27 protein-coding genes and 2 pseudogenes are annotated in these 26,580 nt (G+C 42.4%); 2 read left to right on the top strand and 27 right to left on the bottom strand.

From position 1 onward, the window contains the following. Positions 1-19: 19 nt before the first annotated feature. From radC to PGW42_RS11380, 16 genes are all read right to left on the bottom strand, one after another. Positions 20-730 carry a RadC family protein gene (radC, locus tag PGW42_RS11450; protein ID WP_008370231.1) on the bottom strand — a complete coding sequence of 237 codons (711 nt, stop codon included), beginning with the start codon at positions 728-730 and terminating at the stop codon, positions 20-22. Positions 731-796: 66 nt separating this feature from the next. Further along, positions 797-1,057 (bottom strand): DUF4321 domain-containing protein, encoded by a 261-nt coding sequence (locus PGW42_RS11445; protein WP_008370229.1) that lies wholly within the window; start codon positions 1,055-1,057, stop codon positions 797-799. 105 nt (positions 1,058-1,162) lie between these two features. Then, on the bottom strand, positions 1,163-2,815 hold the full coding sequence (locus tag PGW42_RS11440; RefSeq protein WP_270203689.1) for an NAD(P)/FAD-dependent oxidoreductase: 1,653 nt from the start codon (positions 2,813-2,815) through the stop codon (positions 1,163-1,165). Further along, positions 2,808-4,043, bottom strand: a complete 1,236-nt coding sequence (locus PGW42_RS11435; RefSeq protein ID WP_270203669.1) for an aminoacetone oxidase family FAD-binding enzyme — start codon at positions 4,041-4,043, stop codon at positions 2,808-2,810. The genes PGW42_RS11440 and PGW42_RS11435 overlap by 8 nt, the downstream gene beginning before the upstream one ends. 1 nt (position 4,044) lies before the next feature. Then, on the bottom strand, positions 4,045-5,340 hold the full coding sequence (locus PGW42_RS11430) for a methionine gamma-lyase family protein (RefSeq protein ID WP_270203668.1): 1,296 nt from the start codon (positions 5,338-5,340) through the stop codon (positions 4,045-4,047). After that, positions 5,340-6,305, bottom strand: a complete 966-nt coding sequence (gene miaA, locus PGW42_RS11425) for a tRNA (adenosine(37)-N6)-dimethylallyltransferase MiaA (protein WP_173692525.1) — start codon at positions 6,303-6,305, stop codon at positions 5,340-5,342. The genes PGW42_RS11430 and miaA overlap by 1 nt, the downstream gene beginning before the upstream one ends. Positions 6,306-6,314: 9 nt before the next feature. Next, complete coding sequence (gene mutL, locus PGW42_RS11420; protein WP_270203667.1) at positions 6,315-8,435, bottom strand: DNA mismatch repair endonuclease MutL; 2,121 nt, start codon at positions 8,433-8,435, stop codon at positions 6,315-6,317. Positions 8,436-8,468: 33 nt separating this feature from the next. Further along, positions 8,469-11,120 (bottom strand): DNA mismatch repair protein MutS, encoded by a 2,652-nt coding sequence (mutS, locus tag PGW42_RS11415; RefSeq protein WP_330677035.1) that lies wholly within the window; start codon positions 11,118-11,120, stop codon positions 8,469-8,471. A gap of 17 nt (positions 11,121-11,137) precedes the next feature. Further along, positions 11,138-11,551: a tyrosine-type recombinase/integrase gene (locus tag PGW42_RS11410; protein ID WP_270203687.1), complete on the bottom strand. Its 414-nt coding sequence runs from the start codon at positions 11,549-11,551 to the stop codon at positions 11,138-11,140. A gap of 14 nt (positions 11,552-11,565) precedes the next feature. Beyond that, entirely contained in the window at positions 11,566-12,177 is a 612-nt protein-coding gene (locus tag PGW42_RS11405; protein WP_117558321.1) for a tyrosine-type recombinase/integrase, read from the bottom strand. Between the two features lie 25 nt (positions 12,178-12,202). Beyond that, a complete protein-coding gene (locus tag PGW42_RS11400; RefSeq protein ID WP_270203665.1) occupies positions 12,203-12,496 on the bottom strand; it encodes a hypothetical protein in 294 nt (97 codons plus the stop codon). A 112-nt stretch (positions 12,497-12,608) separates the two neighbouring features. Beyond that, complete coding sequence (locus PGW42_RS11395) at positions 12,609-12,806, bottom strand: helix-turn-helix domain-containing protein (RefSeq protein WP_117558317.1); 198 nt, start codon at positions 12,804-12,806, stop codon at positions 12,609-12,611. A 244-nt stretch (positions 12,807-13,050) separates the two neighbouring features. After that, positions 13,051-13,422: a hypothetical protein gene (locus PGW42_RS16270; RefSeq protein ID WP_416387083.1), complete on the bottom strand. Its 372-nt coding sequence runs from the start codon at positions 13,420-13,422 to the stop codon at positions 13,051-13,053. 712 nt (positions 13,423-14,134) lie between these two features. Then, positions 14,135-15,949 carry an ATP-dependent zinc metalloprotease FtsH gene (ftsH, locus tag PGW42_RS11390; protein ID WP_055248541.1) on the bottom strand — a complete coding sequence of 605 codons (1,815 nt, stop codon included), beginning with the start codon at positions 15,947-15,949 and terminating at the stop codon, positions 14,135-14,137. A gap of 50 nt (positions 15,950-15,999) precedes the next feature. After that, entirely contained in the window at positions 16,000-16,989 is a 990-nt protein-coding gene (gene bsh / locus PGW42_RS11385) for a choloylglycine hydrolase (RefSeq protein ID WP_005360258.1), read from the bottom strand. 21 nt (positions 16,990-17,010) lie between these two features. Next, on the bottom strand, positions 17,011-17,202 hold the full coding sequence (locus PGW42_RS11380) for a hypothetical protein (protein WP_008370191.1): 192 nt from the start codon (positions 17,200-17,202) through the stop codon (positions 17,011-17,013). Between the two features lie 151 nt (positions 17,203-17,353). Between PGW42_RS11380 and PGW42_RS11375 the strand changes: the two genes are divergently transcribed. After that, positions 17,354-17,692 (top strand): hypothetical protein, encoded by a 339-nt coding sequence (locus PGW42_RS11375; protein ID WP_055248539.1) that lies wholly within the window; start codon positions 17,354-17,356, stop codon positions 17,690-17,692. A gap of 207 nt (positions 17,693-17,899) precedes the next feature. Here PGW42_RS11375 and PGW42_RS11370 read toward each other — a convergent pair. From PGW42_RS11370 to PGW42_RS11360, 3 genes and pseudogenes are all read right to left on the bottom strand, one after another. Continuing rightward, positions 17,900-18,181: pseudogene (locus PGW42_RS11370) on the bottom strand (CDP-alcohol phosphatidyltransferase family protein); the annotation flags it as partial. Positions 18,182-18,341: 160 nt separating this feature from the next. Continuing rightward, positions 18,342-19,901 (bottom strand): cardiolipin synthase, encoded by a 1,560-nt coding sequence (cls, locus tag PGW42_RS11365; protein WP_117558174.1) that lies wholly within the window; start codon positions 19,899-19,901, stop codon positions 18,342-18,344. 35 nt (positions 19,902-19,936) lie between these two features. Next, a complete protein-coding gene (locus PGW42_RS11360) occupies positions 19,937-20,617 on the bottom strand; it encodes a GTP pyrophosphokinase (protein WP_009203863.1) in 681 nt (226 codons plus the stop codon). A gap of 221 nt (positions 20,618-20,838) precedes the next feature. On the opposite strand from PGW42_RS11360, the gene PGW42_RS11355 reads away from it, so the two are divergent. Next, a complete protein-coding gene (locus PGW42_RS11355; protein ID WP_117558176.1) occupies positions 20,839-21,378 on the top strand; it encodes a restriction endonuclease subunit S in 540 nt (179 codons plus the stop codon). On the opposite strand, the gene PGW42_RS16150 is transcribed toward PGW42_RS11355, so the two are convergent. From PGW42_RS16150 to PGW42_RS11315, 8 genes and pseudogenes are all read right to left on the bottom strand, one after another. Continuing rightward, positions 21,357-21,554, bottom strand: a complete 198-nt coding sequence (locus PGW42_RS16150) for a restriction endonuclease subunit S (RefSeq protein WP_256171082.1) — start codon at positions 21,552-21,554, stop codon at positions 21,357-21,359. The two genes, PGW42_RS11355 and PGW42_RS16150, sit on opposite strands and share 22 nt — an antisense overlap. Then, positions 21,534-21,938: pseudogene (locus tag PGW42_RS11345) on the bottom strand (helicase); the annotation flags it as partial. The pseudogene PGW42_RS11345 and the gene PGW42_RS16150, both read right to left, overlap by 21 nt. Continuing rightward, positions 21,857-23,788: a recombinase family protein gene (locus tag PGW42_RS11340; protein WP_118247407.1), complete on the bottom strand. Its 1,932-nt coding sequence runs from the start codon at positions 23,786-23,788 to the stop codon at positions 21,857-21,859. The pseudogene PGW42_RS11345 and the gene PGW42_RS11340, both read right to left, overlap by 82 nt. A gap of 54 nt (positions 23,789-23,842) precedes the next feature. Beyond that, complete coding sequence (locus tag PGW42_RS11335) at positions 23,843-24,034, bottom strand: hypothetical protein (RefSeq protein WP_002596259.1); 192 nt, start codon at positions 24,032-24,034, stop codon at positions 23,843-23,845. 70 nt (positions 24,035-24,104) lie between these two features. After that, positions 24,105-24,335, bottom strand: a complete 231-nt coding sequence (locus tag PGW42_RS11330; RefSeq protein ID WP_002596258.1) for a YdbC family protein — start codon at positions 24,333-24,335, stop codon at positions 24,105-24,107. A 45-nt stretch (positions 24,336-24,380) separates the two neighbouring features. Further along, positions 24,381-25,235, bottom strand: a complete 855-nt coding sequence (locus PGW42_RS11325; RefSeq protein WP_002596257.1) for a ParB/RepB/Spo0J family partition protein — start codon at positions 25,233-25,235, stop codon at positions 24,381-24,383. Positions 25,236-25,243: 8 nt separating this feature from the next. Then, positions 25,244-26,209 (bottom strand): MobV family relaxase, encoded by a 966-nt coding sequence (mobV, locus tag PGW42_RS11320; RefSeq protein WP_002596256.1) that lies wholly within the window; start codon positions 26,207-26,209, stop codon positions 25,244-25,246. Between the two features lie 6 nt (positions 26,210-26,215). Beyond that, positions 26,216-26,395, bottom strand: coding sequence for a hypothetical protein (locus PGW42_RS11315; RefSeq protein ID WP_004613323.1), 180 nt, complete (start codon positions 26,393-26,395; stop codon positions 26,216-26,218). Positions 26,396-26,580 lie beyond the last annotated feature (185 nt).

Here is a 26,580-nt window from a genome sequence, read left to right as displayed (position 1 = left end):
TCTAAAGTTCCTTTCCATACTACTTTTCCTTAAGCAGCTTCTGCTCTGCGAGTGATACATAGCAGTTATCACCAATAATGATATGATCCAGAAGTTCAATTCCAAGAAGGCTTCCGCCCTCCCGGATGCGCTGCGTCACAAGAATATCTTCCCTGCTCGGCATCGGATCACCACTTGGATGATTGTGCAACAGTATAATATAGACTGCGTTCTTTTGCAATGCCTCTATAAAAAGCTCTCTCGGGGAAATTACGGACATATTTACTGTCCCTCTCGAAATTTCGCTTTCTCCGATCAGTCTGGAACGCGTATTCAGCATCAGCAGTTTCAAATGCTCCTGCCTGTAATAGCGCATATCTTCCATATAATATGCTGCAATTGTATCCGGTCTTGAAAAATCCAGATCTTCTCTGGCTGAAAGCTGGGACATTCTCTTGGAAAGCTCACAAAGGCATAAGATCTGAATAGCCTTTACTCTTCCGATTCCACTGATTTTCAGCAGTTCTTCTTTTGTCCAGCTTTGAAGATGGGCTTTGGCTTGTGGCTGTGTACCTTCTCCGGGATAAAAAAGCTTCCTGGCAAGATCCAGTGCACTCTCTCCCTTTGTTCCAGTCCTTAACAAAACAGCGAGCAATTCAATATCTGTTAAACTGCCCGCCCCAAAGCGTTCACATTTTTCATATGGCCGCTCTTCTGATAACATTTCTCGAATGGTATTTTTTTGATTCATCCTTTTGCAGGATTTGTTGATTCACACCAGACTCTCCACCCTTGTATATGGGATGCTTTATACATCCTATAAGAAACGATAAATGAATATGGAGATAATCACTCCAATAATGCTTGCGATCGTGATCTTAATCGTAAGACCAAACGTAATAACGACAAGTCCGAGGTTCAAAACAATCGGTGTCTCTACCCCGAAAGTCTGTCCATAAGAAAGCCAGCTAAGTGCTGGAACCCCTTCTGCAAGCACACCGATAAAGCCACCCAGAACAATTCCTGCCAAAATCAGCAGAAATAACGCCCAGGCATTCTTACTTCCGGCTCCTCTCATCTGTACTCCTCCTCTTTTGAATCACAAACTGGTATCATTTTAGCATATTTTAAAAAACGTGTATAGACTTTTTAAATATTATTTTTTTCTTAACACAGCTGTTTTCTATAAAAACGGTGCATATTTTTGTCGAATTTTTTCTGCGATTTTAATACCGTCTGCTGCCGCCGACGTAATCCCGCCGGCATATCCTGCGCCCTCTCCGCAAGGATAAAGTCCTCCAATCACGCTTTCCAGCGAATGATTATCTCTTACGATCCGTACCGGCGAAGAGGTTCTGCTCTCCACTCCGGAAAGAATGGAAAGAGGATGCGAAAAACCTCGAATTTTCTTGTTAAAATCTTCCATCCCTTCCACCAGCGCGCTACTGATCTTTGCCGGAAAAATCCCCGCCAGGTCTGTCTCTTCATACGCACCCTTCATACAAGGTTCATGTCCCTGATACCAGACTTCTGCTTCGGTCTTTTCCTTTTCTTTTCCGGTCACACTCCGGTAAAAATCCCCGTATCTCTGTACCGGAATTTTTCCTTTTCCTGCTTTGTAAGCTGCCTTTTCCAGTTTTCTCTGGAATGCAATTCCGGCAAGCGGATGGTCGCTTTCAAAATCCTCCGGTGTAACCGTCACAACGATTGCGCTGTTGGCATTGTGGCTGTCGCGGGCATGATAGCTCATTCCGTTGACCGCAAGATATCCCTCCTCCGAAGACGCATTAACCACATAGCCTCCCGGACACATACAGAATGAATATACACCTCTTCCATCCGGCAGTTTTGCAGTCAGCTTATAGGCTGCTGCCGGAAGAGATGCCTTTGCATCCCCATACTGGGAATGATTGATCAACTCCTGCGGGTGTTCTGCACGTACACCAACCGCAAAGGATTTTGCCTCCATCGGAACCTTTTTCTCGAAGAGCATCGCAAAGGTCTCCCGCGCACTGTGTCCCGGTGCCAGAACCAGCGTCTCCGTCTGTATTTCTTCTTTTTCTTTTTTCAGAAGATCTTCATATATGATCCCTCTGATCCGCCTTGTATTTTCTGTAAAAAGGACCTCTGTCATCTGTGTATGGAAATGGATTTCACCACCCCACACAAGGATTTTCTCCCGCATATTTCTGATCACAGTCCGTAGAATATCCGTTCCAATGTGTGGTTTATTCACATAAAGAATGTCTTTTGGTGCTCCGTTTTCCACGAAAATCTCCAGCACCTTACGATTGCGCCCCACCGGATCCTTGATCAGTGTATTTAGTTTTCCGTCTGAAAACGTCCCTGCTCCGCCTTCTCCAAACTGCACATTGGAATCCGGTTTCAGCACCCCCGTCTTCCAGAACTCCTCAACATCTTTCTGTCGCTCTTCTACCGGTGCCCCCTGTTCCAGAAGAACCGGCTGATACCCATATTCTGCAAGAAAATACGCACAGAAAAGTCCGGCAGGACCGCATCCGACAACTACCGGACGTGACTTCAATTTTTCGTTGCCTCCTGCCGGAAAAACATATGGCATTGCTTCATGGAGTTGCACATTGCCTGCACGCTTTTTTCGGGTAAGCATCTTCAAAAGCTGTTTTTCATTGTCCGCTTTTACATCCACAGTATAGACATAGAACAGCTCTGGCTTCTTTCTGGCATCCAGAGACTGCTTGATAATCTCATAGCTCTGTACCGCTTCTGTCCTGCACATCAGTGTGTGCACAATCTTTTTCTTCAAATCCTCTTCCGTATGCGTAACCGGAAGCTTCAGCTGACTGATTCTAAGCATTTGCCGCTCCTTTCCCTGCCAGATAACCACTGGTCCATGCCCACTGCAGATTGTAACCTCCGCAGATTCCATCTACATCCAGAATTTCTCCTGCAAAATAAAGTCCTTTTACAAGCTTCGACTCCATCGTGTCCGGATCAATTTCGCTTGTATCTACACCACCCGCACAGATCTGCGCCTGTTCAAACGGATTTGTCTTATCAATATAAGTTCGGAAATGCTTACAGATCCGGCAAAGTCTTTCCAGATTCTCTTCACTAAGGTCATGCACCGGCATTGTTCCCGAAATTCCAATTCTCTTAAGCAGCGCACCGGCAAGCTTTTTGTGGAATAATCCATTAAAATACTGTTCCATCACAAGACCATCCAGCCTTATCTTCCGTTCCTTTAACATCTGCAAAAATTCTACATCTCCAAAATCCGGCATAAAATCCAGTTCTGCAAAAACTTCTTTCTTTTCATACAGACCTCTCGCCGCATAACGGCTGATCTGAAAGACCGGGATCCCGGAAATACCATAATCCGTAAGCTGCAGCTCGCCGATATCAGAAGCCGTTTCTGTCCCATCGATAAAAACCGTTACTTTTCCATGAGTACGCACGCCTGCAACTTGCCGGTACAGCTTTTCCCTGCACCGGAGCTGTACCAGAGCCGGGACAACCGGAACCAGCTTATGTCCCAGCATTTTTGCCAGGTCATATCCACTTCCGTCACTCCCTAGCTTTGCAGCTGCCTTTGATCCGGCCGCAAGGATCACAGCCTCACCGGAAATCATTCCTTTTTTCCCATCTTTTGAAAAACTGATCTGAAAACCATTTTTCTTTGGTATGATCCCAAATACGCGAACTCCGGTATGAATCCGGATCTTTGCCAGTTTCAGCGCAGACTCCAGTGCTTCCCTCACTGCCGAGGCTTGCTCGGACCAGGGATACAGATAGCCATTTTTATCCTTCGGATAAATTCCAAGATTTTTAAAAAAAGACGTTGTCTCAGGCTCAGAAAATTTTCCGATTGATTTCCATGCAAATCCGCTATTGTCGCTTCGATAGCAGGATGGATCCTGAAAACGATTGGTAAAGTTACATCTGCCATTACCCGTCGACAGTATTTTTCTGCCAATTATTTCATTCTGTTCCAGAAGCAGTACATCTGCGTCGTTCTGCGCCGCCGTAAGTGCAGCCATACTACCAGCTGCTCCGCCGCCGATGATGATGACTCTTTTTTTCATTCTATAATTCCTTTACAATTCCTTTTTCATATAACTTCTGAAGAGACATTAAAATACCAAGTTTTGCATGCGCCCAGGTGAGACCTCCCTGAAAATATACTGCATACGGTTCTTTGATCGGTCCATCTGCACTCAGTTCGATGGACGATCCCTGTACAAATGCCCCTGCCGCCATAATCACATCACTGTCATATCCCGGCATTGCCCACGGTTCCGGTGTTACATAACTGTCAACCGGTGCTGCCGCCTGGATTCCCTGACAGAATGCGATTACACCTTCCGCACTTCCAAGCGTTACCGCCTGAATGATATCGTGGCGTTCCTCTTTTCCGTCCGGTACAACTGCGTAACCAAGCTTTTCATATACATTCGCCGCAAAAATAGCACCTTTTAATGCACCTGCAACAACAGTCGGTGCAAGGAAAAGTCCCTGATAAAACGACTGCATCACACCAAGTGAAGCACCCACTTCTTTTCCAAGTCCAGGAGAAGTAAGGCGGTAAGCACACTGCTCGATCAGATCCTTTCTTCCGGCTACATAGCCACCGATCGGGGCAAGTCCGCCGCCCGGATTCTTGATCAGGGAACCGACAACCAGATCCGCACCCACATCACTTGGCTCCTTTTCTTCTACGAATTCACCATAGCAGTTATCCACCATACAGATGACTTCCGGTTTGATCTTCTTGACAAATGCAATTGCTTCCCCAATTTGATCCACAGAAAAACTCGGTCTTGTCTGATATCCTTTGGAACGCTGAATCGTGATCAGCTTTGTTTTCTCACCAATCGCTTTTTCAATCGAAGCAAAGTCGAAGCTTCCGTCCGGCAGCAGGTCTACCTGATTATAGATTACTCCATATTCTGCAAGGGAACCTGTGGATGGGCGGATTCCAATGACCTCTTCCAATGTGTCATACGGCTTTCCTGCGATGGAAAGCAGTTCATCACCAGGTCTTAAATTTGCAGAAAGCGTTAAAGCAAGTGCATGGGTTCCGCAGGTAATCTGTGGTCTTACCAGTGCATCTTCGGTATGAAAGACATTTGCATACACCTTTTCCAGCGTATCTCTTCCGAAATCATTGTATCCATAGCCAGATGCATAGTTAAAGCATTCTGCATTCACCCTTGCTTCCTGCATGGCATGAATGACCTTCAACTGGTTCAACTCTGCCATTTTATCGATCTTATCAAAACGTTCTTTCAGTGATTTTTCAATTTTTTCTCCAAAGTCATAAACTTCCGGTGAAATTCCGGTCTGTTCATATAATTTCTGTATTTTCTGACTGATATCCATTAGTCTGTAATCTCCTTTTCTTTCAGTATCGCAAGCATTGCCTGCAAAATCTTCTCTTCATCGTATCCGAATTCCTCTTTCTGGATCCAGTTCACATCCCGCTCTCTGCGGAACCAGGTCAACTGGCGTTTTGCAAAATGACGGGTATCCCTTTTCAGGATCGTTACCGCTTCTTCAAGTGAATTCTTTCCATCCAGATAATCCAGAATTTCCTTATATCCAAGTCCCTGCATTGAAACCATTTCCCTTGTGCATCCTCTGGTCTTTAAAGCAGTCACCTCATCTACAAGCCCCTGCTCCACCATCAAATCCACACGACGATCAATCCGCTCATACAAACGGCTACGCACATCATTCAGAACAAAATACGCAAACCGATACGGGGAATCCTTCTCCCGTTCTGCTTCATTATGTTCGGAAATCTTTGTTCCTGTCTCATGATAATATTCCAGAGCACGAATCACTCGTTTTACATTATTTGCATGAATTGCATCTGCCGACTTTGGATCCGCTTCCCGGAGCCTGTCATGGAGCGCCTGCGCACCATGCTCCTTTGCATACGTTTCCAGCTTCTTTCGATAGGCAGTGTTTTCTTCTCCCTTTTCAAAATCAATGTCATACAAAAGCGCCTGGATATAAAATCCCGTGCCACCTACAACAATCGGAATACGTCCTCTCTTATAGATCTCTACCATTGCATCTTTTGCCATCTTCTGAAAAACAGCTACATTAAATTCCTCTTCCGGATTAAGCACATCGATCAGATAATGTTTCACACCTTTCATCTCTTCCGGCAAAATCTTCGCGGAACCAATATCCATGTGCCGGTATACCTGCATCGAATCCGCCGAAATGATCTCTCCTCCAATTGCTTTTGCAAGACCAATCGACGCAGCCGTCTTTCCGACAGCAGTCGGACCTGTCAATATGATCAGTGGCTTTTTCTTCTCTGTCATCTGTGTCATGTTCTTCTCCTACACAATACGCTTAAATTTCTTTTCCAGTTCCCGCTTTGTCATCGCAATGATCGTTGGTCTGCCATGCGGACAATGATATGGATTATCCAGGGACAACAGTTCATTGATCAGTTCATCCATTTCTGCATAGGACAGCTTCATATTTCCTTTGACAGCCGCCTTGCAGGACATGGACGCAATCTTCTCATCAATCAGCTCTGGTTCCAGACTGGTCGATAACCCATCCGACAGGGAATCCAACATTTCAAGAAGCAGTTCCTTTTTGGCGATTCCAAACAGATTATCCGGAATTGCGCGAACTGCGTACTCGTCACCACCAAATGGCTCAATTTCAAACCCGATTGCCGTAAAGCGGTCTTTAAATGTCTCCAACACATCAATCTCCTGCATAGAAAGGCTCAGGATGATCGGTGGGCTCAAGTATTGTGAAGTATACTCTCTCTTCTTCATTCCTGCAAGGGTCCTTTCATAAAGGACTCTTTCATGTGCGGCATGCTGGTCTACAATATAGAGGCTGTCACGATACTGGATCAGCCAGTAGGTTTCAAAGACCTGTCCGATGATCCGGTATTCCTGTCTTGCCTCTTTCTTTAAAATCTGCTCTTCAAACAAATCTAACTGTTTTACTTTTTTTGCTTTCAAATCCTTCAAAAACAGATTTGACTCTGTTTTTTCCGGATCGCACTCTGTTTTTTCTTTGCTTTTATCAGAATGCGCTCTGTTTTCTGTTCCTTTATTCTGGATATCTACAGCCGGATTTTCATCTAATGCAGCCATCTTTGACTCTTTAGCACCGATATTCTTCTCTTGCTCTTCTTTTGCTTCTGTAAGATGACTGGCATAAACCCGCTCCCTCATCTTCTGCATAAAATAATCCAGCTTTTCGTCACCGGTTGAGACTGTCTTTTCTGTACTTATCTGTGTCTGAAGTTCTGCTGACGGCATCTCTGACTGCGACCAGGATTCCGCTCGCTCTGCCCCCTCCTGAACGGAACTCTTTCGCATCTTGGGTGAAGTGCCATCTGTCCGATATGGATTTCCCGCATCTCTTATAACAGTTTTCTTTTCCTGTCTTTTTTCAGACATTCCCGGTACTTTGATCTCAGACATTTCCACTTCCGGAATCAACTCCGGCTCATGCAGACCCTTACTGATCGCCTCATAAAGCAGATTGTAAATCCCCTGCTGGTTACTGAACCTAAGTTCCATCTTGGATGGATGCACATTTACATCAATTTTTTCCGGATTGATCTCAATCTGGAATGCAACAAACGGATAACGATGCTGCATCGTAAAATCTTTGTATCCATCTTCAATCGCTTTTGCAAGAATACTGTTCCTTACATAACGCCCGTTGACAAAATAATTTTCAAAATTTCGGTTTCCACGGTTAATCACTGGCTTTCCCAGATATCCGGACAGCCTTATACCATCTTTTTCAAATTCCAGTGGAATCAGATTGTTCGCAATTTCCCGTCCGTAAATGTGGTAAATGACATCTTTCATCTTCCCATTCCCGGAAGTATGCAGCTTTACCTGTCCATTGTTGATAAACCGGAAGGAAATATCCGGATGCGAAAGGGCAAGTCTGGTCAGCAGATCACTGATATGGCTTGCCTCTGTCATCGGCGTCTTCAAGAATTTGCGTCTGGCAGGTGTATTGAAAAACAGCTGACGCACCAGAAAGGTCGTCCCATCCGGCGCTCCGGTCTCCTCCGGCGTTCTTCCTTTTCCGCCTTCTATGATATATTTTGTCCCAAATACGTCTTCTCTTGTCTTTGTGATCAGTTCCACTCTTGCAACTGCCGAAATACTCGACAACGCTTCTCCGCGGAACCCAAGAGAAGACAAATGTGTCAGATCCTCTGCACTGCGGATTTTGCTGGTCGAATGGCGCAGAAATGCATTTTCCACGTCCTGTTTCGCGATCCCACAACCATTATCCGTAATTCGTATCAGAGAAATCCCGCCCTCTTCAATCTCCACAGTCACCGCTGTAGATCCTGCGTCAATCGCGTTTTCCACCAGCTCTTTCACAACAGAAGCCGGGCGTTCAATCACTTCCCCGGCTGCTATCTTATCAATTGTAATCTGATCCAGCAATTCTATATGCGGCATTCGATTCTTCTTTCCTTTCTCTTATGGATCAGCCTACCATCTGTTCCGCAGCTTATTCTGCAGCTGATACAGTTTGTTCATGGCATCCATTGGCGTCATATGGCTGATATCCAGTTCCTTTAACTCATTTAACACATCATCATCTTTTACGGTATCAAACAGAGAAAACTGTGTCAGATCCACCTCATCCAGCTTCTTCTGCGTTTTTTTCTTCGTTTCACTTCCCTGTACCGCAATATCCTTTACTTTTCCGGTAATATCCGCTGTCACCAGCTCTTCTACGATCTCTTTGGCGCGGTTAATGACCGGATCCGGCACTCCTGCAAGCTTTGCGACCTGGATACCATAACTCTTATCTGCTCCACCCTTTACGATCTTACGCAGGAATACGATATCATCACCTTTTTCCTTGACCGCAATACAATAGTTGTTGACATTGCTAATCTTGCCTTCCAGCTCGGTAAGCTCATGATAGTGGGTTGCAAATAAGGTCTTTGCCCCAAGAAGTTTGCTGTTGCTGATATACTCGACAACCGCCCAAGCAATACTCAATCCATCAAAGGTACTGGTTCCTCTTCCAATCTCATCCAGGATCAGAAGGCTCTTGCTTGTCGCGTTTCGCAGAATATTTGCCACTTCGTTCATTTCCACCATGAAGGTGCTCTGTCCGCTTGCCAGGTCATCTGACGCTCCCACACGGGTAAAAATGCGGTCCACAAGTCCAATATTTGCTGAAGACGCCGGCACAAAGGATCCCAGCTGTGCCATCAGTACGATCAGCGCAGCCTGACGCATATAGGTGGATTTTCCAGCCATGTTTGGTCCGGTAATGATGGAAATGCGCTGTTTTTTATCATCCAGATAAGTATCGTTGGCAATAAACATATCATTCGGGATCATCTTTTCCACCACCGGATGTCGCCCATCACGAATGTCGATCACGCCCTTTTCATTGATCTTTGGCCGTACATAGTTGTTGCGCTCGGCAACCAGTGCAAGAGAAGCTATCACATCCAGCTTTGCAACTGCCTTTGCTGTTCTCTGTATCCTGGTCAACTCTGCTGCGATAGTATTTCTCACCTCACAGTAAAGCTCATATTCCAGTGCACAGAGTTTATCCTCTGCTCCCAGAATCGTATCTTCCAGCTCTTTCAGTTCTGGAATGATATAACGCTCCGCATTGGCAAGGGTCTGCTTTCTTGTATAATAATCCGGAACCAGATCTTTGAACGAATTGGTAACTTCCAGATAATAACCGAATACTTTATTATAACGGATCCGCAGGTTTTTAATCCCGGTCTTTTCCCGTTCCTTGGTCTCCAGATCAGCAAGCCAGTTCTTTCCTTCGGATTTTGCTTTTCGAAGACGATCCACTTCTTCATTATAACCATCTTTGATGATTCCGCCTTCTTTCATGGCAAGCGGCGGTTCTTCCTGAATCGCCCGTCCGACCAGATCACAAAGTTCTTCCAGCGGATCCAGTTCTTCATAAATTTCTTTTAAAAAGTCACTCTCCATATCCTTTAATATGCATTTTACCGACGGGAGCATGGAAAGGGAACTCTGAAATGCAATCAGATCTCTTGGATTTGCTGACTGATAGGTGATTTTCCCAACCAGACGCTCCAGATCGTACACCGGATTCAAATATTCCCGGATTTCTTCTCTGCAAATAGCATTGTCCTTCAATTCCGCAACTGCATCCAGCCTTTTGACAATGGATTCCTTGTCGATCAACGGCTGTTCTACATATTTCCGAAGAGTTCTCGCCCCCATTGCCGTCTTTGTCTTATCCAGTACCCACAGAAGGGATCCTCTTTTCTGCTTTTCACGCAAAGTCTCAACCAACTCCAGATTACGCCTTGTAGCACTGTCCAGAACCATATAATTACCCGTTGCATAACGTGTCAGACGGCTCATATGAGACAGGGAATTCTTCTGCGTCTCTTCCAGATACTTTAAAAGCGCACCGGACGCGATCATCCCACATTCATAGTCCGAAAGTCCAATCCCTTCAAGAGAAGCTACCTTAAAATGCTCCTGCAAAGTTTCCCGGCAGAGTGCATCATCAAAATACCATGCTTCCAGTGAATAAATTGCCATATGCAGACGGTTTTTCAAATCATCCAAATCCAGTCCACTCATGTAAAATGCTTCATTGCAGACAATCTCAGACGGCATAAATTTGTAAAGCTCATCCATCAGTTTTGTCTGGGAATCCAGTTCTGTTACCAGATATTCCCCAGTTGTAACATCCGCAACCGAAAGTCCGTACCGGTCTGCCATATAGACAATACACATAATGTAATTGTTCTTTGTTTCATCCAGTCCCTGAGTATCCAGGTTGGTTCCAGGTGTTACTACACGGATAACTTCCCGTTTTACAATTCCTTTTGCTGTTTTCGGATCTTCTACCTGCTCACAGATTGCTACCTTATAGCCTTTGGATACCAGACGGTTCAGATAACTGTCAACTGCATGGTACGGGATTCCGCACATCGGTGCCCGTTCCTCCAGTCCGCAATTCTTTCCAGTCAGAGTAATTTCCAGCTCTTTTGATGCTGTGAGAGCATCGTCGAAAAACATTTCATAAAAATCTCCTAAGCGGTAAAAAAGGATACAATCCTTGTATTCCTCTTTTGTCTGCATATATTGCTTCATCATCGGTGTTAATTCATTACTCATATCAAAATCTCCTTATTTTATAAGGGTTTCAGCGTTTGTGGTATGCTAATTTGACCATCTTTTGACCAAATTTGTAAATCCTGATCAATTGTTGCATTTGAACGGAATGAATAATTATGCATATGACCTGTATATTTATTAAACTCGCTGTTAATAAATACGGAGTCCGGATGTGTATAATGTTTCATCATATCAATATCATTATGTCCGGAAATAAGCATTATAGACGCTGGATCCATATGAGATTCATAACACAATGTAATAAACGTATGGCGGAATAAATGAGGATGAATATTGGAAATATGATATTCCCTATTTTCTGTTAGTGCCTGTTGTTTTTCATGATTATTCATTATGGAAGTTATCCGTCGGCACTCTTTTTCTGCCTGTGTCGGCATAAAACAATTTCCCTCTTGTGTCGTAAAAATCAATTGAGGATAATCATTTAATAACAAATTTTTAATCCCCCACTTTTTTTGTACTTTCTTTTGTCAGCAAGCTGTTTTTCGTGCCAACTATATAACGCATCAACTGCAGCCTTGAATAGTGGGATTTTTCTTATACTTGCGGTTCTTTTTGGAGATGTAATTTGCTTGATGTAATAAGGTCTATCTAGTTTGTTCCCGTTGTCATCGTAATAAACAGGGACAATATTGATTGTTTTATACACATGGAGATAGTTGTTTTGAAAGTCAACATCTTTCCATTCCAATGCACACGCCTCTCCAATCCGCATTCCTGTAAAAAGAAGCAGTATATATAATTCGTAATATCGAGTATCTCTTGCTACATCAAAAAACCTTATGATTTCGTCATTTGTCATGCGTTTCAAATTCTGTCCTGCCATTTTGACCGGTTTGAAGTTTTTATTCGTTATTTCCGGATAAACAATCCCTCTGCATGGATTGAATAAAAGCATTTTTCCGATTACAGCTCTTTCAAGACAGCTGGATACGACAGAAACAGTAGAACGGATAGTGGATTTTTTATAGCCTTTGTTAGCTAGTTCAATAACCATATTTTGAACATGCGTGATTTGAATATCTGCTAATTTCATATAGCCTATATATTTTATACACCGATTATACGAATCGATATAATTTCGAATTGTTGTTTTTTTTTATCCTATTTACGATATAGAGTTCCATCCATTTTTCAAACCACTGATTTAGAGTTATTTTGTGTGTGTCTATATCTAATCCGTATTTTGTTTTTTCTAATAATTTTTCCCTTTTCTTTTTAACTTCTTTTAAAGTATGACCATATAGGCATATCGGTTTCTTTCCTCCTCCAAGGGATATGCGTGTTTGATAACGCCCATCTTTTCGTTGGGTAAACCCTTTTCCTAATTCTTTGCCTGTTAGATCTTTTCCCATGACGATCACCTGTCTTTCCTTGACCCATGGACAGGTACTTCATCCGTTTAATAGTATCAAATTTTAATGAGCTTTTCAAGAAGCTCTTTTTGGGTACTATAGGATAAAATACTCAATGCCGCACTTGATGGTCAATCCATTTTTCTAATTTTTTTTTGTGAATTAAAGTTCTTTTTCCTATTCGCACCATCATTTTTTGCTCATAAGCTAAAGAACGCATTGTTTTTTCGGACACTCCTGTTAACTTGCAGGCTTCTTTTACTGATAAAAGAAGTTTTGGATCCTCTGTATTTTTCTTAGCATATTCCAATTAATAAACCTCCTTAGCTATGAGCAATATGAAATAATTTGTAAAAAATAGGAAAAGGCTGGTTCCCCAGCCTTTTTTTAAATAAACGAAATTATTTTACTCATGATCATATCGATTCCAAAATAAGTGGCAGTTCCTATAGCCGCAATGAATAAAATAAAAAAAGTATCGACGATAGTGTTCTTTAATGACGGATAGAAAAACACGGATGCTGTATCTTTTTTTTCTTTTTTCTTAAACATTTTTACACCGCCTTTGCTATATATTTTTTACTGCGTCGCTGACTAAGTACTTGATTTTTTGTATCAGTAATTACACTCACAGTAATGATTACTGATGTACCAAGAAACGACAGCCGGGATAATCCATAATGTGCACTGATAAAAATAGGAACCATAGCAATGATGGACATACAGATTGCTCCGATAAAGATCAGTGATTTCATCTGTCTTTTTAAATATGCAACTGTATTTTGCCCAGACCTTATTCCAGGGATAATTCCATCACTTTTCTGAATGCTGTGTGCTACTTCGCTCGCATTGAAAGTAATATTTGTATAAAAATATGAGTACATTATGATGAGTAGCAGATAAATAAATGCCCCAAAGCTGTAAATTGGGCTTTTTGGATCAAACCAGCAGGCTGTATTGATTAATTTGATAAAAATAATTCCATTTTTCAGAACTACTAACTATTTTTCTTCAGCCCATAAAATTAAATGATCAGAACACTCTGTTGGTTGCGACACTCTACATGTATTTTTTATAAATCCTTTAATAAAGATATGATCAATAGGTGATGCTGGAGTAGTCAATTTAGTATTAATTGGGGAAATCAATGCTCGTATGATTCTGTATAATTTCTGTGAATTAGTGACTTCTCACGCTGTGGTAAAAACATCTAAAAATACCAAACACGTCTATAAAATTAATTTCGCCACCGCAGTAAACATATGCAGGGCATATCTCAAACACGGCGGTGATGAAACAGAGACCATGCTTCTCATACAAAAGTATCTGACACCTGTCAAGTACAATCGAAAATATCCTATCCACCTCAGTCCAAAGAGAAATATGGATTTCATGTATCGGGTTGCATAAATCTCGTTACCATTATACTGCGTTATGAGGCAGATATGCAATCTGTCTTTTTGTCATACACAAAAAATGATTTGAACTCATCATACACCTGCTTTCTACGCATTAGTGCATCTAAAAAATACAGCATTTCTTAACTGAACAGTATTTTCAATGCATGAACGCATATGATATACTGTTTTCATCATAAAAAACCTTATCTAAATGACATTGATTATCTAATTAACTACATTATTTTCTGTCTAAAATATCCATAAATTCGTCACCTGTAATTGTTTCCTTCTCATACAGGTACATAGCCAGTTCGTCCAGTTTTTCCCTGTTTTCGGAAAGGATTTTTCTTGCTTTTTCATGCTCTGCTTTTACGAGCTGCACGACTTTTTCATCAATTTCCTTCTGGGTATCTGTGGAACAGGAAAGAGACGTATCGCCGCCAAGATACTGGTTGGTCACGGTTTCCATTGCCACCATGTCGAATTCATCTGTCATGCCGTAGCGGGTGATCATCGCTCTTGCAATTTTTGTTGCCTGTTCGATATCATTGGAGGCTCCTGTCGTGATCTCACCAAATACGATCTCCTCTGCCGCACGTCCGCCTGTAAATGTAACAATCTTATTCTCAAGTTCTTTTTTCGTCATCAGATATTTATCACCCTGCTCAACCTGCATAGTGTAGCCGAGTGCACCTGAGGTACGCGGGATGATCGTAATCTTCTGGACCGGTGCTGAATGACTCTGCAATGCAGCTACCAGAGCGTGTCCTATCTCATGATATGCAACAACCTTCTTCTCCTGATCTGAAAGAACCGCATTCTTCTTCTGATATCCTGCAATAACCACTTCTATACTTTCTTCGAGATCAGATTCATTTACAACGGTCCTTCCACTACGGACAGCACGTAATGCTGCTTCATTTATAATATTGGCAAGCTCCGCACCGGATGCACCGGATGCCATACGTGCAATCGTATGCAGGTCAACATCATCAGATGCTTTTATCTTCTTTGCATGAACCTTTAAAATTGCTTCACGTCCTGCAAGATCCGGCAGTTCAACCGGCACACGCCTGTCAAAACGTCCCGGACGTGTAAGTGCCGGATCTAACGACTCCGGACGGTTCGTTGCAGCAAGAATGATGACACCATTATTTCCTTCAAATCCATCCATCTCTGTAAGAAGCTGATTTAAGGTCTGCTCCCTCTCATCATTTCCGCCCATTTGTCCGTCACGCTTTTTACCAATGGCATCAATTTCATCAATAAACACGATACATGGTGCCTTTTCCTTTGCCTGTCTGAAAAGATCTCGAACCTTGGAAGCTCCCATACCGACAAACATCTCTACGAATTCTGATCCGGACATTGAGAAAAATGGTACATTTGATTCACCCGCAACTGCTTTTGCAAGCATTGTTTTACCAGTTCCCGGAGGTCCTACAAGAAGGACACCTTTTGGCATAGACGCACCTACATCGGTATACTTCTTCGGATTGTGAAGATAATCAACGATCTCTGAAAGGTTTTCTTTCGCCTCATCTTCTCCTGCAACGTCTGAAAAACGGATTCCCTCACTGGATTGCACATAAATCTTCGCATTGCTTTTTCCCATTCCAAAAGCCATCGAATTTTTTCCTCCGGCATGCTCCATCAGTTTCTTCGCCATATAATTTCCCAGTGCGATAAAAAGGATCAATGGCAAAACCCCGGTCAGCAGGAAGCTGATGATCGGTGACATCTGCTTATCGATATCTTTTGCGAATACTGCTCCACATTCATATAGCCTGTCCGTCAGGTTCGGATCGTTCATCAGACCTGTTTTATAAATATTTTTTTGATCTTTATCTGTAAAGATGATCTGATTGTCCTTAACTTCTACTTCACCGATATTCTTCTTCTCGATCATGCTCATAAAAGTTCCATAATCCGTTTCCTTTACCTGATGCTCCATAAGGATTGGTGTGACAACCAGATTAAATACGATCAGCACTATTAACACAATCCCATAATAATATGCCAGTGGTTTTTTCGGTGTTTTAACTTCTTTCATGGTCTTTCCTCCTGTTGTTCTGCGATATGCTTTCTCCGTGCATTTTCGTATTATTTATTCTGCCATCTGACTTCGCCCTTGGACAGAAGCGGATAACAGATCAGCTGATCTGAATCCAGATTTTCCGCATGCATGTCAACCGCTGTGATCTGATGATTATCATAAGTCGTATAATAATAAATACCTTTTGCTGTATTACAACAGGACGTGTATATCGTGATCTCATATTTGCCTTCTGTCACCTCACAACATCCACGCTGCTGATCTACAGATCCTAAGATATGGAAGAACTGGCTTACACTCTCACCCTCTTCTTCACCGGAGATCGAATTTAATTTTGTAAAGGCAACTTTCACAAATCTTGACTGGCTGGAAAGATCTCCAGGTATTCCCATTCCACCCATTCCTCTGCTATATGCATCAAGCTGTAATACTCCTGCAAAAGTACTCTCCGGCTGTTTTCTGGATACTCCGGCATAATTATTCAGTGCAAACATCTGACCCAGGAATGGTGGATTATTGGTAAGCACTCCTACCGGATTATCATATACATGCAGCCCATCCTTCATAGACTCAACAACGATACAGGCGTCTTTGTCTGCAATGATCCAGTGAAGCTGTGCTGTCGGCAGCTGTTCACTGAATGCTGTGCCTGTCAGTCTCATTGCTGCCAGCTTCTCTCTCGCCTCTGCTACAGTAGCACACTGTGTAAGGATCCATGGGATGAACTCGAACTGTGCCACCTGGCTGACTTCTGTTTCATCTTCCGGCAAAGCCTCTTCATATGCCGCATTGCCGACAAAATTAAGACCTGCCATTCCAAGGCCTTTTTCATTAACAGCATCATAATAAAGCGGATAACCTCCTGCAACAAATGCCATTCCGATCAAAGCATAATGGCTTTTTATCTTCCCGGCAAACCGGAAATCAAATTCGTAATTTCTTGGCGTTATCGTAATCTGTTCCCCATAGGAAAATTCATAATCAAGCGTTCTACCCATATAAAAATCTTTTGTTTTGTAAGTTGCTGCTGTACACATATCGAACACCTCTTCTTTCTGCTATAATAGTCCTGCAAACAATCTCATAAACAACTGTCCGATCCGTAAATATGCACTCCGTCCTGTGCGGTACTTTTCGGTCACTTCCCTGCATTCATTCATTGTTGCTCCAAGATCATCTCTTATATCCAAAACTGTCTGACTATCCGCCATAAAACAACCATTTTCAAAGTGATTATAAAGCAATGCCATTCAGTTAAGCATCATTTTAGTGGTTTTCTGTCATAGAAAGCCACTGTTTTTATGCCTAAAAACTTTAAAAATATTACAAAAAACAGTTGACAAGTAAGCCAATATATGTTGCGCAAGCCTTGATTATAAACATATTTCAAGGAGGCTCATTATGGCTGATTTTTTCTTATCTAATTTAAAATCCACACTCGACAACTGCATCACAGAACTCGATGAAATTCACTCCATGTTCTGCCGTAATCCGGAAAGTGATTTTACCAGGAACCGCAAACTTTCTTTCCGCGAGTATATTCAGTTTATGCTCCAGATGCAGAGTAAATCCGTTTCAAATGCAGTAAACATATGCAGGGCATATCTCAAACACGGCGGTGATGAAACAGAGACCATGCTTCTCATACAAAAGTATCTGACACCTGTCAGGTACAATCGAAAATATCCTATCCACCTCAGTCCAAAGAGAAATAGGGATTTCATGTATCGGGTTACATAAATCTCGTTACTATTATACTGCATTATGAGGCAGATATGCAATCTGTCTTTTTGTCATAAAAAACCTTATCTAAATGACATTGAATGATTTATTTTCTATCTAAAATTTTATTAAACCGACTAAAGACTCCATAGTTTGTGTGTTTGACTTACTGTTTATATCTATCTTCTCCTAAATATTTTTCTAGTCATTGCAATATAAAATTGCTTATACAGTCTCTCCCTTAAGAGTCCTGGTATTCTGGATAATATACAGAGCGACCGATATGACCATCATTATAGCGCACAAACCAATCAACAGATCTGATACCATCGGTGTAATGTGGAACCATATAATATGCACCGCTGCAGTTCCATATAATAAAAAGGTTACTATCTTTCCATGCCAGTCTGCACCATGTACTTTTCCTGTCTTTCGTATCACAAGACATCCACTGACTACCATATACAGCTCCTTACCTGCCATTATTACGATTAAAAGAAACACATACAATACAATGGAAAACTCAATTTAACCTCAACAAGGTTTGTTTTTTCATCCATGCAAAATCTTCTTTGTACAACAGACTGTTAGATATAACAAAAACGGCCTTTCAAAAACAGTTAACTTCTAAATCAACTGTTTTTTGAAAGGTCGTTTCATCAGATTCTTATAGCAATCCAGCAAATAATCTCATAAATAATTGTCCCAGTCGCAAATATGCACTTCGTCCGGTTTGATATTGGTCTGTCACATCACGACATTCTCCCATCGTTCTTATCAGATCATTTTTTATTTCCACAACTGCCTGACAATCTGCCATAAAACAGCCGTTTTCAAAATGGTGATATAAACTTCGATAATCCAGATTAATTGTTCCACAGGTTGCCATACAGTCATCTGTCACACTCATTTTTGCATGACAGAAACCAGGAGTCCACTCATAAACACGAACACCATGTTTAACTAATCCATGATAAAAAGAACGAGTTATATTATAAATGAACTTCTTATCAGGGATACCCGGTGTGATAATTCTTACATCTACCCCTCGCTTAGCAGCCAGGCATAACGCATGTGTCATTTCATCTGTTATGATTAGATATGGAGTCATAAACCAACAGTATTTTTCAGCTTTATTTATCATACTGATATAAACTTCTTCTCCTACCTGCTCATTATCCATAGGACTGTCTGCATAAGGTTGAACAAACCCAGTTTGCTGTGCCGCATAATCATAATGGAAAAGGTATTTACTAAAATCAGAATCATTAGCATCCTTATCACTTACTGCATTCCACATCTCCAAAAATGTCACCGTAAGCGACTGAACAGCATCTCCTTCTAAACGAATACCTGTATCTTTCCACTGTCCGTACGGGTGTGTGTAATTAAAATATTCATTTGCGAGATTATATCCACCTGTAAATCCGACTTTTCCATCAATAACTGTTATTTTTCTATGATCACGGTTGTTCAAAAACAGATTTAAACCTGGCATAAACGGATTGAATACACGGCAATGAATTCCTATTCGCTCCATTTTTTTCACAAAATCTGTATTAATAAAGCCTATAGAACCCATATCATCATAGAATACTCTAACTTCCACACCTGCTTTTACTCGCTCTTCCAGAACATCTTGAATCTTATGCCATGCTTCAGCGTCTTCTATCGCATGATATTCCATGAAGATAAATTTCTGTGCTTTCTTCAAATCCTTAAGCTGTGCCTCTAATCCTGTCACTGCTTCATCAAAATACACAATATCTGTATTCTGATAGATTGGATACTGCGAATTTCTTTGTATGTAACTTGCGATATTTCCTGCTTTCGGAATCGTTTCTTTTATTCTACTCAAACACTCCTGATTGTCAGGAAGCATTGGTAATAATTTACTATCAATTTCTGTATATCGTTCACGCATTTTATGTGTGCCACCATTCAAACCAATCAACAAATACAGGCCTACACCCATAATTGGGAAGATTAGAATTAAGATGACCCAAGGCATTTTCATAGAAGAGGTCTTATCTGATGCGTACAATCCCAAAACCAAGATTCCACTCAAAATCCTTGTAAATAAATTTATAATTTCTGCATATTCATTCAAGCGTGTTACGATAGTAATAATAAAAATTACTTCCAGAAGAATGCAGACTATGGAAAAACACAGCCGTTTTACCCCATTTTTTGTTTTTGCTTTGCCCTCTAAAGTATCTTGCTTCATATATATTCCACCTTCCTACTTGCTCAGTTTTCTGCCTAAATTTCATGAAACATACCAATTTTGTCTTTTATTCTCTGCATTTCATTATCCGCTTCAATGATAGCTCTTGCAGAATGAAGTAATTCTTCACTTATCTCATCATAACCAGGCATTTCTTCAATTCCTTTTTTATAGCGAAGTTGATGTTCCAATGTTGCCCAGAAATCCATACCATTGGTTCGGATCTGTAATTCTACACGCATAGGTGTTTTACCCTTAGCAAAAAATACTGGTATTTCAACAATCATATGATAGCTTCGATAACCATTTGGTTTTGGATTTTTTATATAATCTTTTATTTCAATAACTTTAATATCATCCTGTTGGGTAATCAAATCTGATATCATATAAATATCGTCAATAAACGCACAAACTATTCGAACGCCTGCTACATCATTTAAATATGTCTGTATATTTTCTGTTGTAAAATCATGTCCCATTTTCTGCAATTTATTGTAAATACTATTGGGCTTCTTAATCCTTGTTTTTATAAAAGAAATAGGATTTCGATTGTTCTCAACTGAAAATTCATCATCCAAAACCTCAAGTTTAGTTTGTATCTCCCGAATAGCACAACGATACATCATCATTAAATTATAAAATTTTGTAGCATTATTTAAAAACTGTAGTGATTCCGGACTGTCCATCCAGAGTTTTTTTACTTCATCCTTTGTCATGGTACTTTCCTTTCTACTTCATCCCCGTATTCAAAACATTATTTATTTTGATAGTTGATTCGTTCTCCTTGAATTACTGGATAACAAGGCTATCTATATAATTTAGATATTTCTCTTTGGTCATGACTCTTTTACAATAGAAATTTCTCGATCGTATCTATCTTCTCCATTCCACTTTAAATGATTATTTAGAACAGCTACTTTGCTTGTTGTATGAAAATATGATGAATGATGCTCAAACTGGGAATATTACTGGTCATAATACAATTGCATCTGCTTTGACCAATATTGTTACTGGGAAGGAAGATGCAAATTTTTCATCACCAAATGGGAAATATAATTTCTTTACTTGCTCAAGTAATACATTGAAATGTGATGAATATGCGTTCAATGCTTCATCTATTTTGATAGCCGGCAATGGAGAGTTTAATGTTAAGCATTATACAGGAAAATTTAATGCTTATCAAAGAACATATGTGTTAATACCAGACCTAGAGTATTATGCTCTTCTGTATTTAGCAAGCATGTATCAAATAAAGTCATTTAAATCTGCAGCTTCAGGTTCGATTGTAAAATTCATTACCAAAGGAGATATTGAAAATATTCCAGTTTTTATTCCTGATAATAAAGCTATTTTAAACAAGTTTAATTGTTTGCTCATGCTTCAAGAACAATATCAGAAAGAAAGTGATGAATTAGCCTCAATAAGAGACTGGTTACTTCCAATGCTCATGAATGGTCAAGCTGCCATCGAAGATTGATATGATAAATAATCATTTATCTTATTATTAGTCCTTATCTTAGCGTCGATTTTTTCTAATACTGCAACCATTTTTTTCTGATTCTTCAATGAAATCACGGGAATAGTGTAATTTGGAAACTCCTCTACCGAAATACGATCAACAGTACTTCCTTTATCTGCCTTGTAGCTGGCAATAATCTCCGTCAGTTTTGCAATCTGTTGCGGAAAATTCCTTGCAATGTCATCTTCCAGGCGGTACTGGTTATTCATGTGATTAGCTTTTAAAAGCTTTAATTTTGCCACATCCACATCTAATGCCATCTTCTCTTTTACTGCCGGATTTCCGGTTGCAAGTGCTTTGACCTCTGCATAGGACAGCGCCGCTTCGTCCACATCTTCACAACTTCTGACCGGTGCTTTGCTCGTCATAATCTGGGAAATGAATTTCTGCTTGTTCTCGATCAACTGCCACATATAACTGTCGAAAGTGGATTCTGTTACATACCGGAAGATATGAACCTTTTTATTATGGTTTCCCTGACGGATAATACGTCCTTCCCTCTGTTCCAAGTCAGTCGGTCATTTTTTGCGGACAGTTCAATACATGCCTGTCTGTTTCGCTCCCTGCTCCTGCGTTTGCTCTCGTTTGATTTCTCCCTCTGTATCTTCTTGGCACAAGCAGGACAATACTTCGATATGCCAGAGCGGGGAACATATTCAACACCGCACACCGTACAATTCTTAGGCTTTAACGCAGTCCACCGCTTTGTCGGTGTGATATGTAATTCACCGACAAAGCCGATGAATTTATAATAAATCTTGATTTCCTGCCGCACCATTCCGTCTGTAAGTTTCTCACGTTCCGAAACAAGTATCTTGTCTATAAGTGCGTTTATGATGGTTGCGTCCAGTTCCTTAATGCCTTGATAGTTGCGGATTAGGGAGAGGAAATCACGGACACCCTGCGTCTTCTCATAGCTGTCGCTGAGCGTTTCCGTTACCTCTTTCAGCCTTGCTTCAATTTCAAGCTGTTCTTTCTGGTATTTTCCCGACATCATCTCAAAATTCCGCTCGGTAATACGCTCCATCACCTTATCTTCATAGAGTGAGGAAAACAGCCTGTCCAGTTCTGCAAGGCGTTTGTTCAGTTTTCTTTGCTCCTTTTCCAGTGCCTTTGCCTTGCTCTGGTCTGTTTCCGTGAGCCGCTTTTCAATCGCCCTCACTGCCTTTTCATCATTGACTGCCATATCCGCAAATCGGTTGATGTCGGTGAGGACAGCGTTGAACAAGTCCCTCGCTTCAATGCTGTGTGCGGTACACATGATATTACCGTATCTGCCATAATTATTGCAGGAATATTGTACGCAGTCGATGATGTCGGGGCGTTTCCTCCTGTTGGCACTCATAGCCCGCATCGCATAGCCGCAGTCCGCACACTTAATAACGCCTGCAAAGATGTTCTCAAAGCCGCCCTTGTTTTCTGGTAATCTGCGGCTTGTAATAAGCTGCTGTACGGTATCAAATTCCTCCTGCGTGACTATCCCCTCATGGGTGTCTGGTATCACTTCCCATTCTTCGGGCAGCTTAGAGGGGCGTTTCTTGCTTTTCATGTTGGCGGCAATCCGCTTGTAGCCTGCAAGGTTTCCCGCATATATCGGGCTTCTTAAAATGCCCCTTACGCTGTTCTCGCTCCAAATATAACGGTTCTCCTCATTCTCCTCAAAATACCTCTCATAGCCTGTTGCCCCCTGCTCCGCCGCATAAGCGGCGGGGCGTAAGATATGCTGTTTGTTGATGTGCTTGCGGATTTTGGCGATTCCGTTGCCCGCTAACGCAAGGTCAAATATTTCCCTTACCACATGGGCAACTTTGTCATCTATCAGCAGATGGTTGTGGTCGGCGGGGTCTTTGACGTAACCGTATGGTGCTGTCGTCCCCATGAATTTCCCCTGCTGAAACCTCGCTCGGTACGCCGATTTTATCTTGACCGACACATCGGCGGAATACATTTCGTTTAGGATGTTGCGGAAAGGCGTGATGTCCATAGCGGATTTATTGAGCGTGTCCACGCCGTCATTGACCGCTATATACCTCACATTATGCTCTGGGAAAAACACTTCCAGATACAGTCCGCAATCAAGATAGTTCCTCCCCAGACGAGATAAATCTTTCGTGATAACGCAGTTTATCAGACCGCTTTCAATGTCCTTAATCATGTTCTGGAAACTTGGTCTTTGGAAATTTGTACCAGAGTAACCGTCGTCCACATACGTTTTTGCTAAGTGCCATCCCTGCTTTTTCACATAATCCGTGAGGATGGATTTCTGTGTCGCAATGCTCGCACTCTCGTTATCCGTGCCATCGTCTTTTGACAAGCGGCAGTACATGCCGACTTCATAAATCTTGTTCTCCATTCTTATTCCTGCCATACTGTAAAACCTCCATATCTGTCCTATCTGTTTTCATGTTCCATTGCGTACATTCTAAGCGGACAGCCCCTCATTGTCGAAGGTGTCGCCCTCGGCAATCTTCTTCCGAATATCCTCGGAAATAATCGGGATAAACGCTTCTGTGACTGTCTGCGTGCCGACATATTCACGGCTGATTATCATCTGAACTGGTGCTTTCGGCACGATACGCTTTCTCTTTTTATCTGCTTTCTTATCCTCGCCCATACTTAAATCTTCCTTTCCAGACAGGGCAGGAGAACGTCTGGAAACGCCCCGCCCTGTCAATCAGATACCATCAATCCCCGCTGTTTACTTCTTTCTGTAATGCTTCAAGGAGTGCTGCTGCTTCATCAGCGTTCAACGTGATACCCTTTCCGCACTTCTCACGGTTCGGGGAAAAGCTGCGGATGTCATATTTCGGCTCTCTTCCGTTCCATGAGATAAGATTGATTTCTTTTGTGTAGCCGCTGTCGCCCTTAGACAATACGGCGATTTCCTTTACAATCTCATACTGGATTTCTTTCATTCTTCATACCTCAATTTTCTGCATTTACCTCCCGAAAAGAGAATATTAGCGGCTGTCCCTGCCCCGTTTCCTCTGCAATTCACGCTCCAAAAGTTTAATGATGGTTTCCTCCATCTGCTTCGGCGTTGTGTTCTTCGGAAAATACTTTTTCAGCTTGCTTGTGTTGATTTTCAAGGTTTCTTTCTGGTTTCCCTTTTCCTCCGTCATAATTGCAAATATCGTATCCATGTCAAGCCGCCCGCTCTGGCTTAGGCTTTTCATCCGCTGTGCCTGTGAGAGTGAGGGCGTTGCTTCTTCGCTCTCCATCGTGGCAAAGAGGTTTTCCTGCTCGTCTTTCTTCAAAAAGGACAGTTCCACCGCAGGCGTGAGGGCGATTTTCCCCTCGTCCACCATCCGCAAAATCGGCGGTATCAGTTCCGTCAAACGGATAAATCTTTGTACGGTCATCCTGCCTACGCCGAAGCCCTGTGCCACCTTGTCGTCCGTCCGCAACTTCGTCACAACTTGTGACGAGGTTAAGTCTGTGCGGAAACCCTGCCGCTTCATGGCTTCGGATTTCATCTTGTAGGCAAACGCCCGCTCTGATGGCAGGATATTCTCACGCTGTAAATTACTGTCTACAAGGGTGATGATGGCTCGGTCACGGTCTAAGGGCAGGACAAACGCAGGCACGGTATTTATCCCTGCAAGTTCAGACGCACGGACACGCCGCTGCCCTGCAATCACTTCATAGCCGTTCCCGTCCTCTTTCGGGCGTGTGATTATCGGCGTGACAATGCCAAATTCCTTGATGCTTTCCGCTAATTCTGACAGCGTTTCATCCTCTGCCACATGAAACGGATTGTCGGGAAACGGGTACAAGTCTTTGGTCTTTAACACCTTAAAATCCTGTTTCTTCATTCACATATCTACCTTTCTTTCGCTCTGCTTTTATGGTTTTTCTGCAATTCTTCCAACACTTCGGGCGGTATCTTTGAGAGCAGCCGCCCCATCTGCTCGTTGGTTCTCTGCAACTCAAATATCTTCTGGTTCGCTTTCTGCACCTTTAGTTCCTGCTCATACTTTTCATCACGCATACGCCCCGCATAGTCTGATTCCTGCCCGATTTGCTCCTTTAGGCTATTGATATAGGCACTCTGCTTACTGATTTCCTTTGAGAATTTCTCCACGTCTGGGAGCCATGCCGCAATCAGTTCCAGAGCCTTGTCACGCTTCTTCCCTGCATTAAAGGCGTTGATGTCGGACAGTGCAGACACAATTTCCTCATACTGTTTATCAAGCCTGCCGCCCAACTTATAGAGCCATGTGGGGACATGTTTCCGCTTCGTTTCCATTGAGGACTGACCTCTTTCAAGCTGATTCCACCGTGAGGACATCCGCTCATGGTAGGCGGTCTGCCATTCGGACAGGCTCTTTTGATTGCCTAAAATTGTTTTGGCAGACAGCTTATTGTCTGGTGTAATCGGCACAAAACAGAGGTGCATATGCGGCGTTCTCTCGTCCATGTGGACGACTGCGGAGAGGATATTTTTCTCCCCGACACGCTCTGAAATGAAATCCAGAGCCATCGTAAAATACGCTTTCTGTTCTTTGGGCGGCAGGCTGTTCATAAATTCTGGCGAAGCCGTGATAAGCGTTTCCACCATCATCACGCTATCTTTCCTCGTCCTGCACCCTGCTTCGGCTACCATGCGGTTAATCTCTTTCTTGTAGGTGTACCTCGGCGGATTCACAAGATGGTAGTTATCTTTCGAGCGTTCCATATCTATATCTGGATTGCTTTTATAGGCTTCTTTTTTACGCTCGTTGTGGCGTTCGCAAGCCGCAACGCCGCCCGCTTTGCGTTTCTGGAAACGCAGGATTGCATAGGGCATAATTCATCATCTTCCTTTCTTCGGCGGGTAAACTGCCCTTTGGGTGACAGCGGTGACGGCGGTGACAGCAGTTTTGGGATACCCCCTACCGACTGCCTCAACTGTCACCCTTATTCCCTGCATGACGGTCATGTCGATGATGACGGTGTTTTTGGAATACCCCCTCGCAAGAGCCGTCACCGTCATGCTGCCATTCTTTTATCCGAAGCGTGGAGCGTAGGATAAGCAGGGCGTAAGACCTGCCATAAGGGAGTCCAGAGGGAACGTCTGGCACACGACTTTGCAGGGCAAAGTGTAGTGTGTTACACCCTGTAAATCGAGTAGGAGGCGGTGACTAACCGCCGTCCTCTCACACCACCGTGCGTACCGTT

It is taken from the genome of Coprococcus sp. TM115-187 (assembly GCF_027679115.1).
Classification (GTDB): Bacteria; Bacillota; Clostridia; order Lachnospirales; family Lachnospiraceae; genus Allocoprococcus; species Allocoprococcus comes.
This window is presented reverse-complemented; position numbering and strand designations above follow the sequence as displayed.

Coding starts and splice junctions, on each gene's coding strand:
- PGW42_RS11330 (WP_002596258.1), bottom strand. CDS start 24,335: ATGAAAGAAATCCAGTATGAGATTGTAAAGGAAATCGCCGTATTGTCT.
- PGW42_RS11440 (WP_270203689.1), bottom strand. CDS start 2,815: ATGCTTAGAATCAGTCAGCTGAAGCTTCCGGTTACGCATACGGAAGAG.
- PGW42_RS11360 (WP_009203863.1), bottom strand. CDS start 20,617: ATGACAAAGGATGAAGTAAAAAAACTCTGGATGGACAGTCCGGAATCA.
- PGW42_RS11435 (WP_270203669.1), bottom strand. CDS start 4,043: ATGAAAAAAAGAGTCATCATCATCGGCGGCGGAGCAGCTGGTAGTATG.
- PGW42_RS11400 (WP_270203665.1), bottom strand. CDS start 12,496: ATGGGAAAAGATCTAACAGGCAAAGAATTAGGAAAAGGGTTTACCCAA.
- mutS (WP_330677035.1), bottom strand. CDS start 11,120: ATGAGTAATGAATTAACACCGATGATGAAGCAATATATGCAGACAAAA.
- bsh (WP_005360258.1), bottom strand. CDS start 16,989: ATGTGTACAGCAGCAACTTACAAAACAAAAGATTTTTATATGGGTAGA.
- PGW42_RS11405 (WP_117558321.1), bottom strand. CDS start 12,177: ATGAAATTAGCAGATATTCAAATCACGCATGTTCAAAATATGGTTATT.
- PGW42_RS11325 (WP_002596257.1), bottom strand. CDS start 25,235: ATGAAGAAACAGGATTTTAAGGTGTTAAAGACCAAAGACTTGTACCCG.
- miaA (WP_173692525.1), bottom strand. CDS start 6,305: ATGACACAGATGACAGAGAAGAAAAAGCCACTGATCATATTGACAGGT.
- PGW42_RS11380 (WP_008370191.1), bottom strand. CDS start 17,202: ATGGCATTGCTTTATAATCACTTTGAAAATGGTTGTTTTATGGCGGAT.
- mobV (WP_002596256.1), bottom strand. CDS start 26,209: ATGCCCTATGCAATCCTGCGTTTCCAGAAACGCAAAGCGGGCGGCGTT.
- ftsH (WP_055248541.1), bottom strand. CDS start 15,949: ATGAAAGAAGTTAAAACACCGAAAAAACCACTGGCATATTATTATGGG.
- cls (WP_117558174.1), bottom strand. CDS start 19,901: ATGAAGCAAGATACTTTAGAGGGCAAAGCAAAAACAAAAAATGGGGTA.
- PGW42_RS11335 (WP_002596259.1), bottom strand. CDS start 24,034: ATGGGCGAGGATAAGAAAGCAGATAAAAAGAGAAAGCGTATCGTGCCG.
- PGW42_RS11315 (WP_004613323.1), bottom strand. CDS start 26,395: ATGACGGTGACGGCTCTTGCGAGGGGGTATTCCAAAAACACCGTCATC.
- PGW42_RS11355 (WP_117558176.1), top strand. CDS start 20,839: ATGATGAATGATGCTCAAACTGGGAATATTACTGGTCATAATACAATT.
- mutL (WP_270203667.1), bottom strand. CDS start 8,435: ATGCCGCATATAGAATTGCTGGATCAGATTACAATTGATAAGATAGCA.
- PGW42_RS11445 (WP_008370229.1), bottom strand. CDS start 1,057: ATGAGAGGAGCCGGAAGTAAGAATGCCTGGGCGTTATTTCTGCTGATT.
- PGW42_RS11340 (WP_118247407.1), bottom strand. CDS start 23,788: ATGGCAGGAATAAGAATGGAGAACAAGATTTATGAAGTCGGCATGTAC.
- PGW42_RS11375 (WP_055248539.1), top strand. CDS start 17,354: ATGGCTGATTTTTTCTTATCTAATTTAAAATCCACACTCGACAACTGC.
- radC (WP_008370231.1), bottom strand. CDS start 730: ATGAATCAAAAAAATACCATTCGAGAAATGTTATCAGAAGAGCGGCCA.
- PGW42_RS11430 (WP_270203668.1), bottom strand. CDS start 5,340: ATGGATATCAGTCAGAAAATACAGAAATTATATGAACAGACCGGAATT.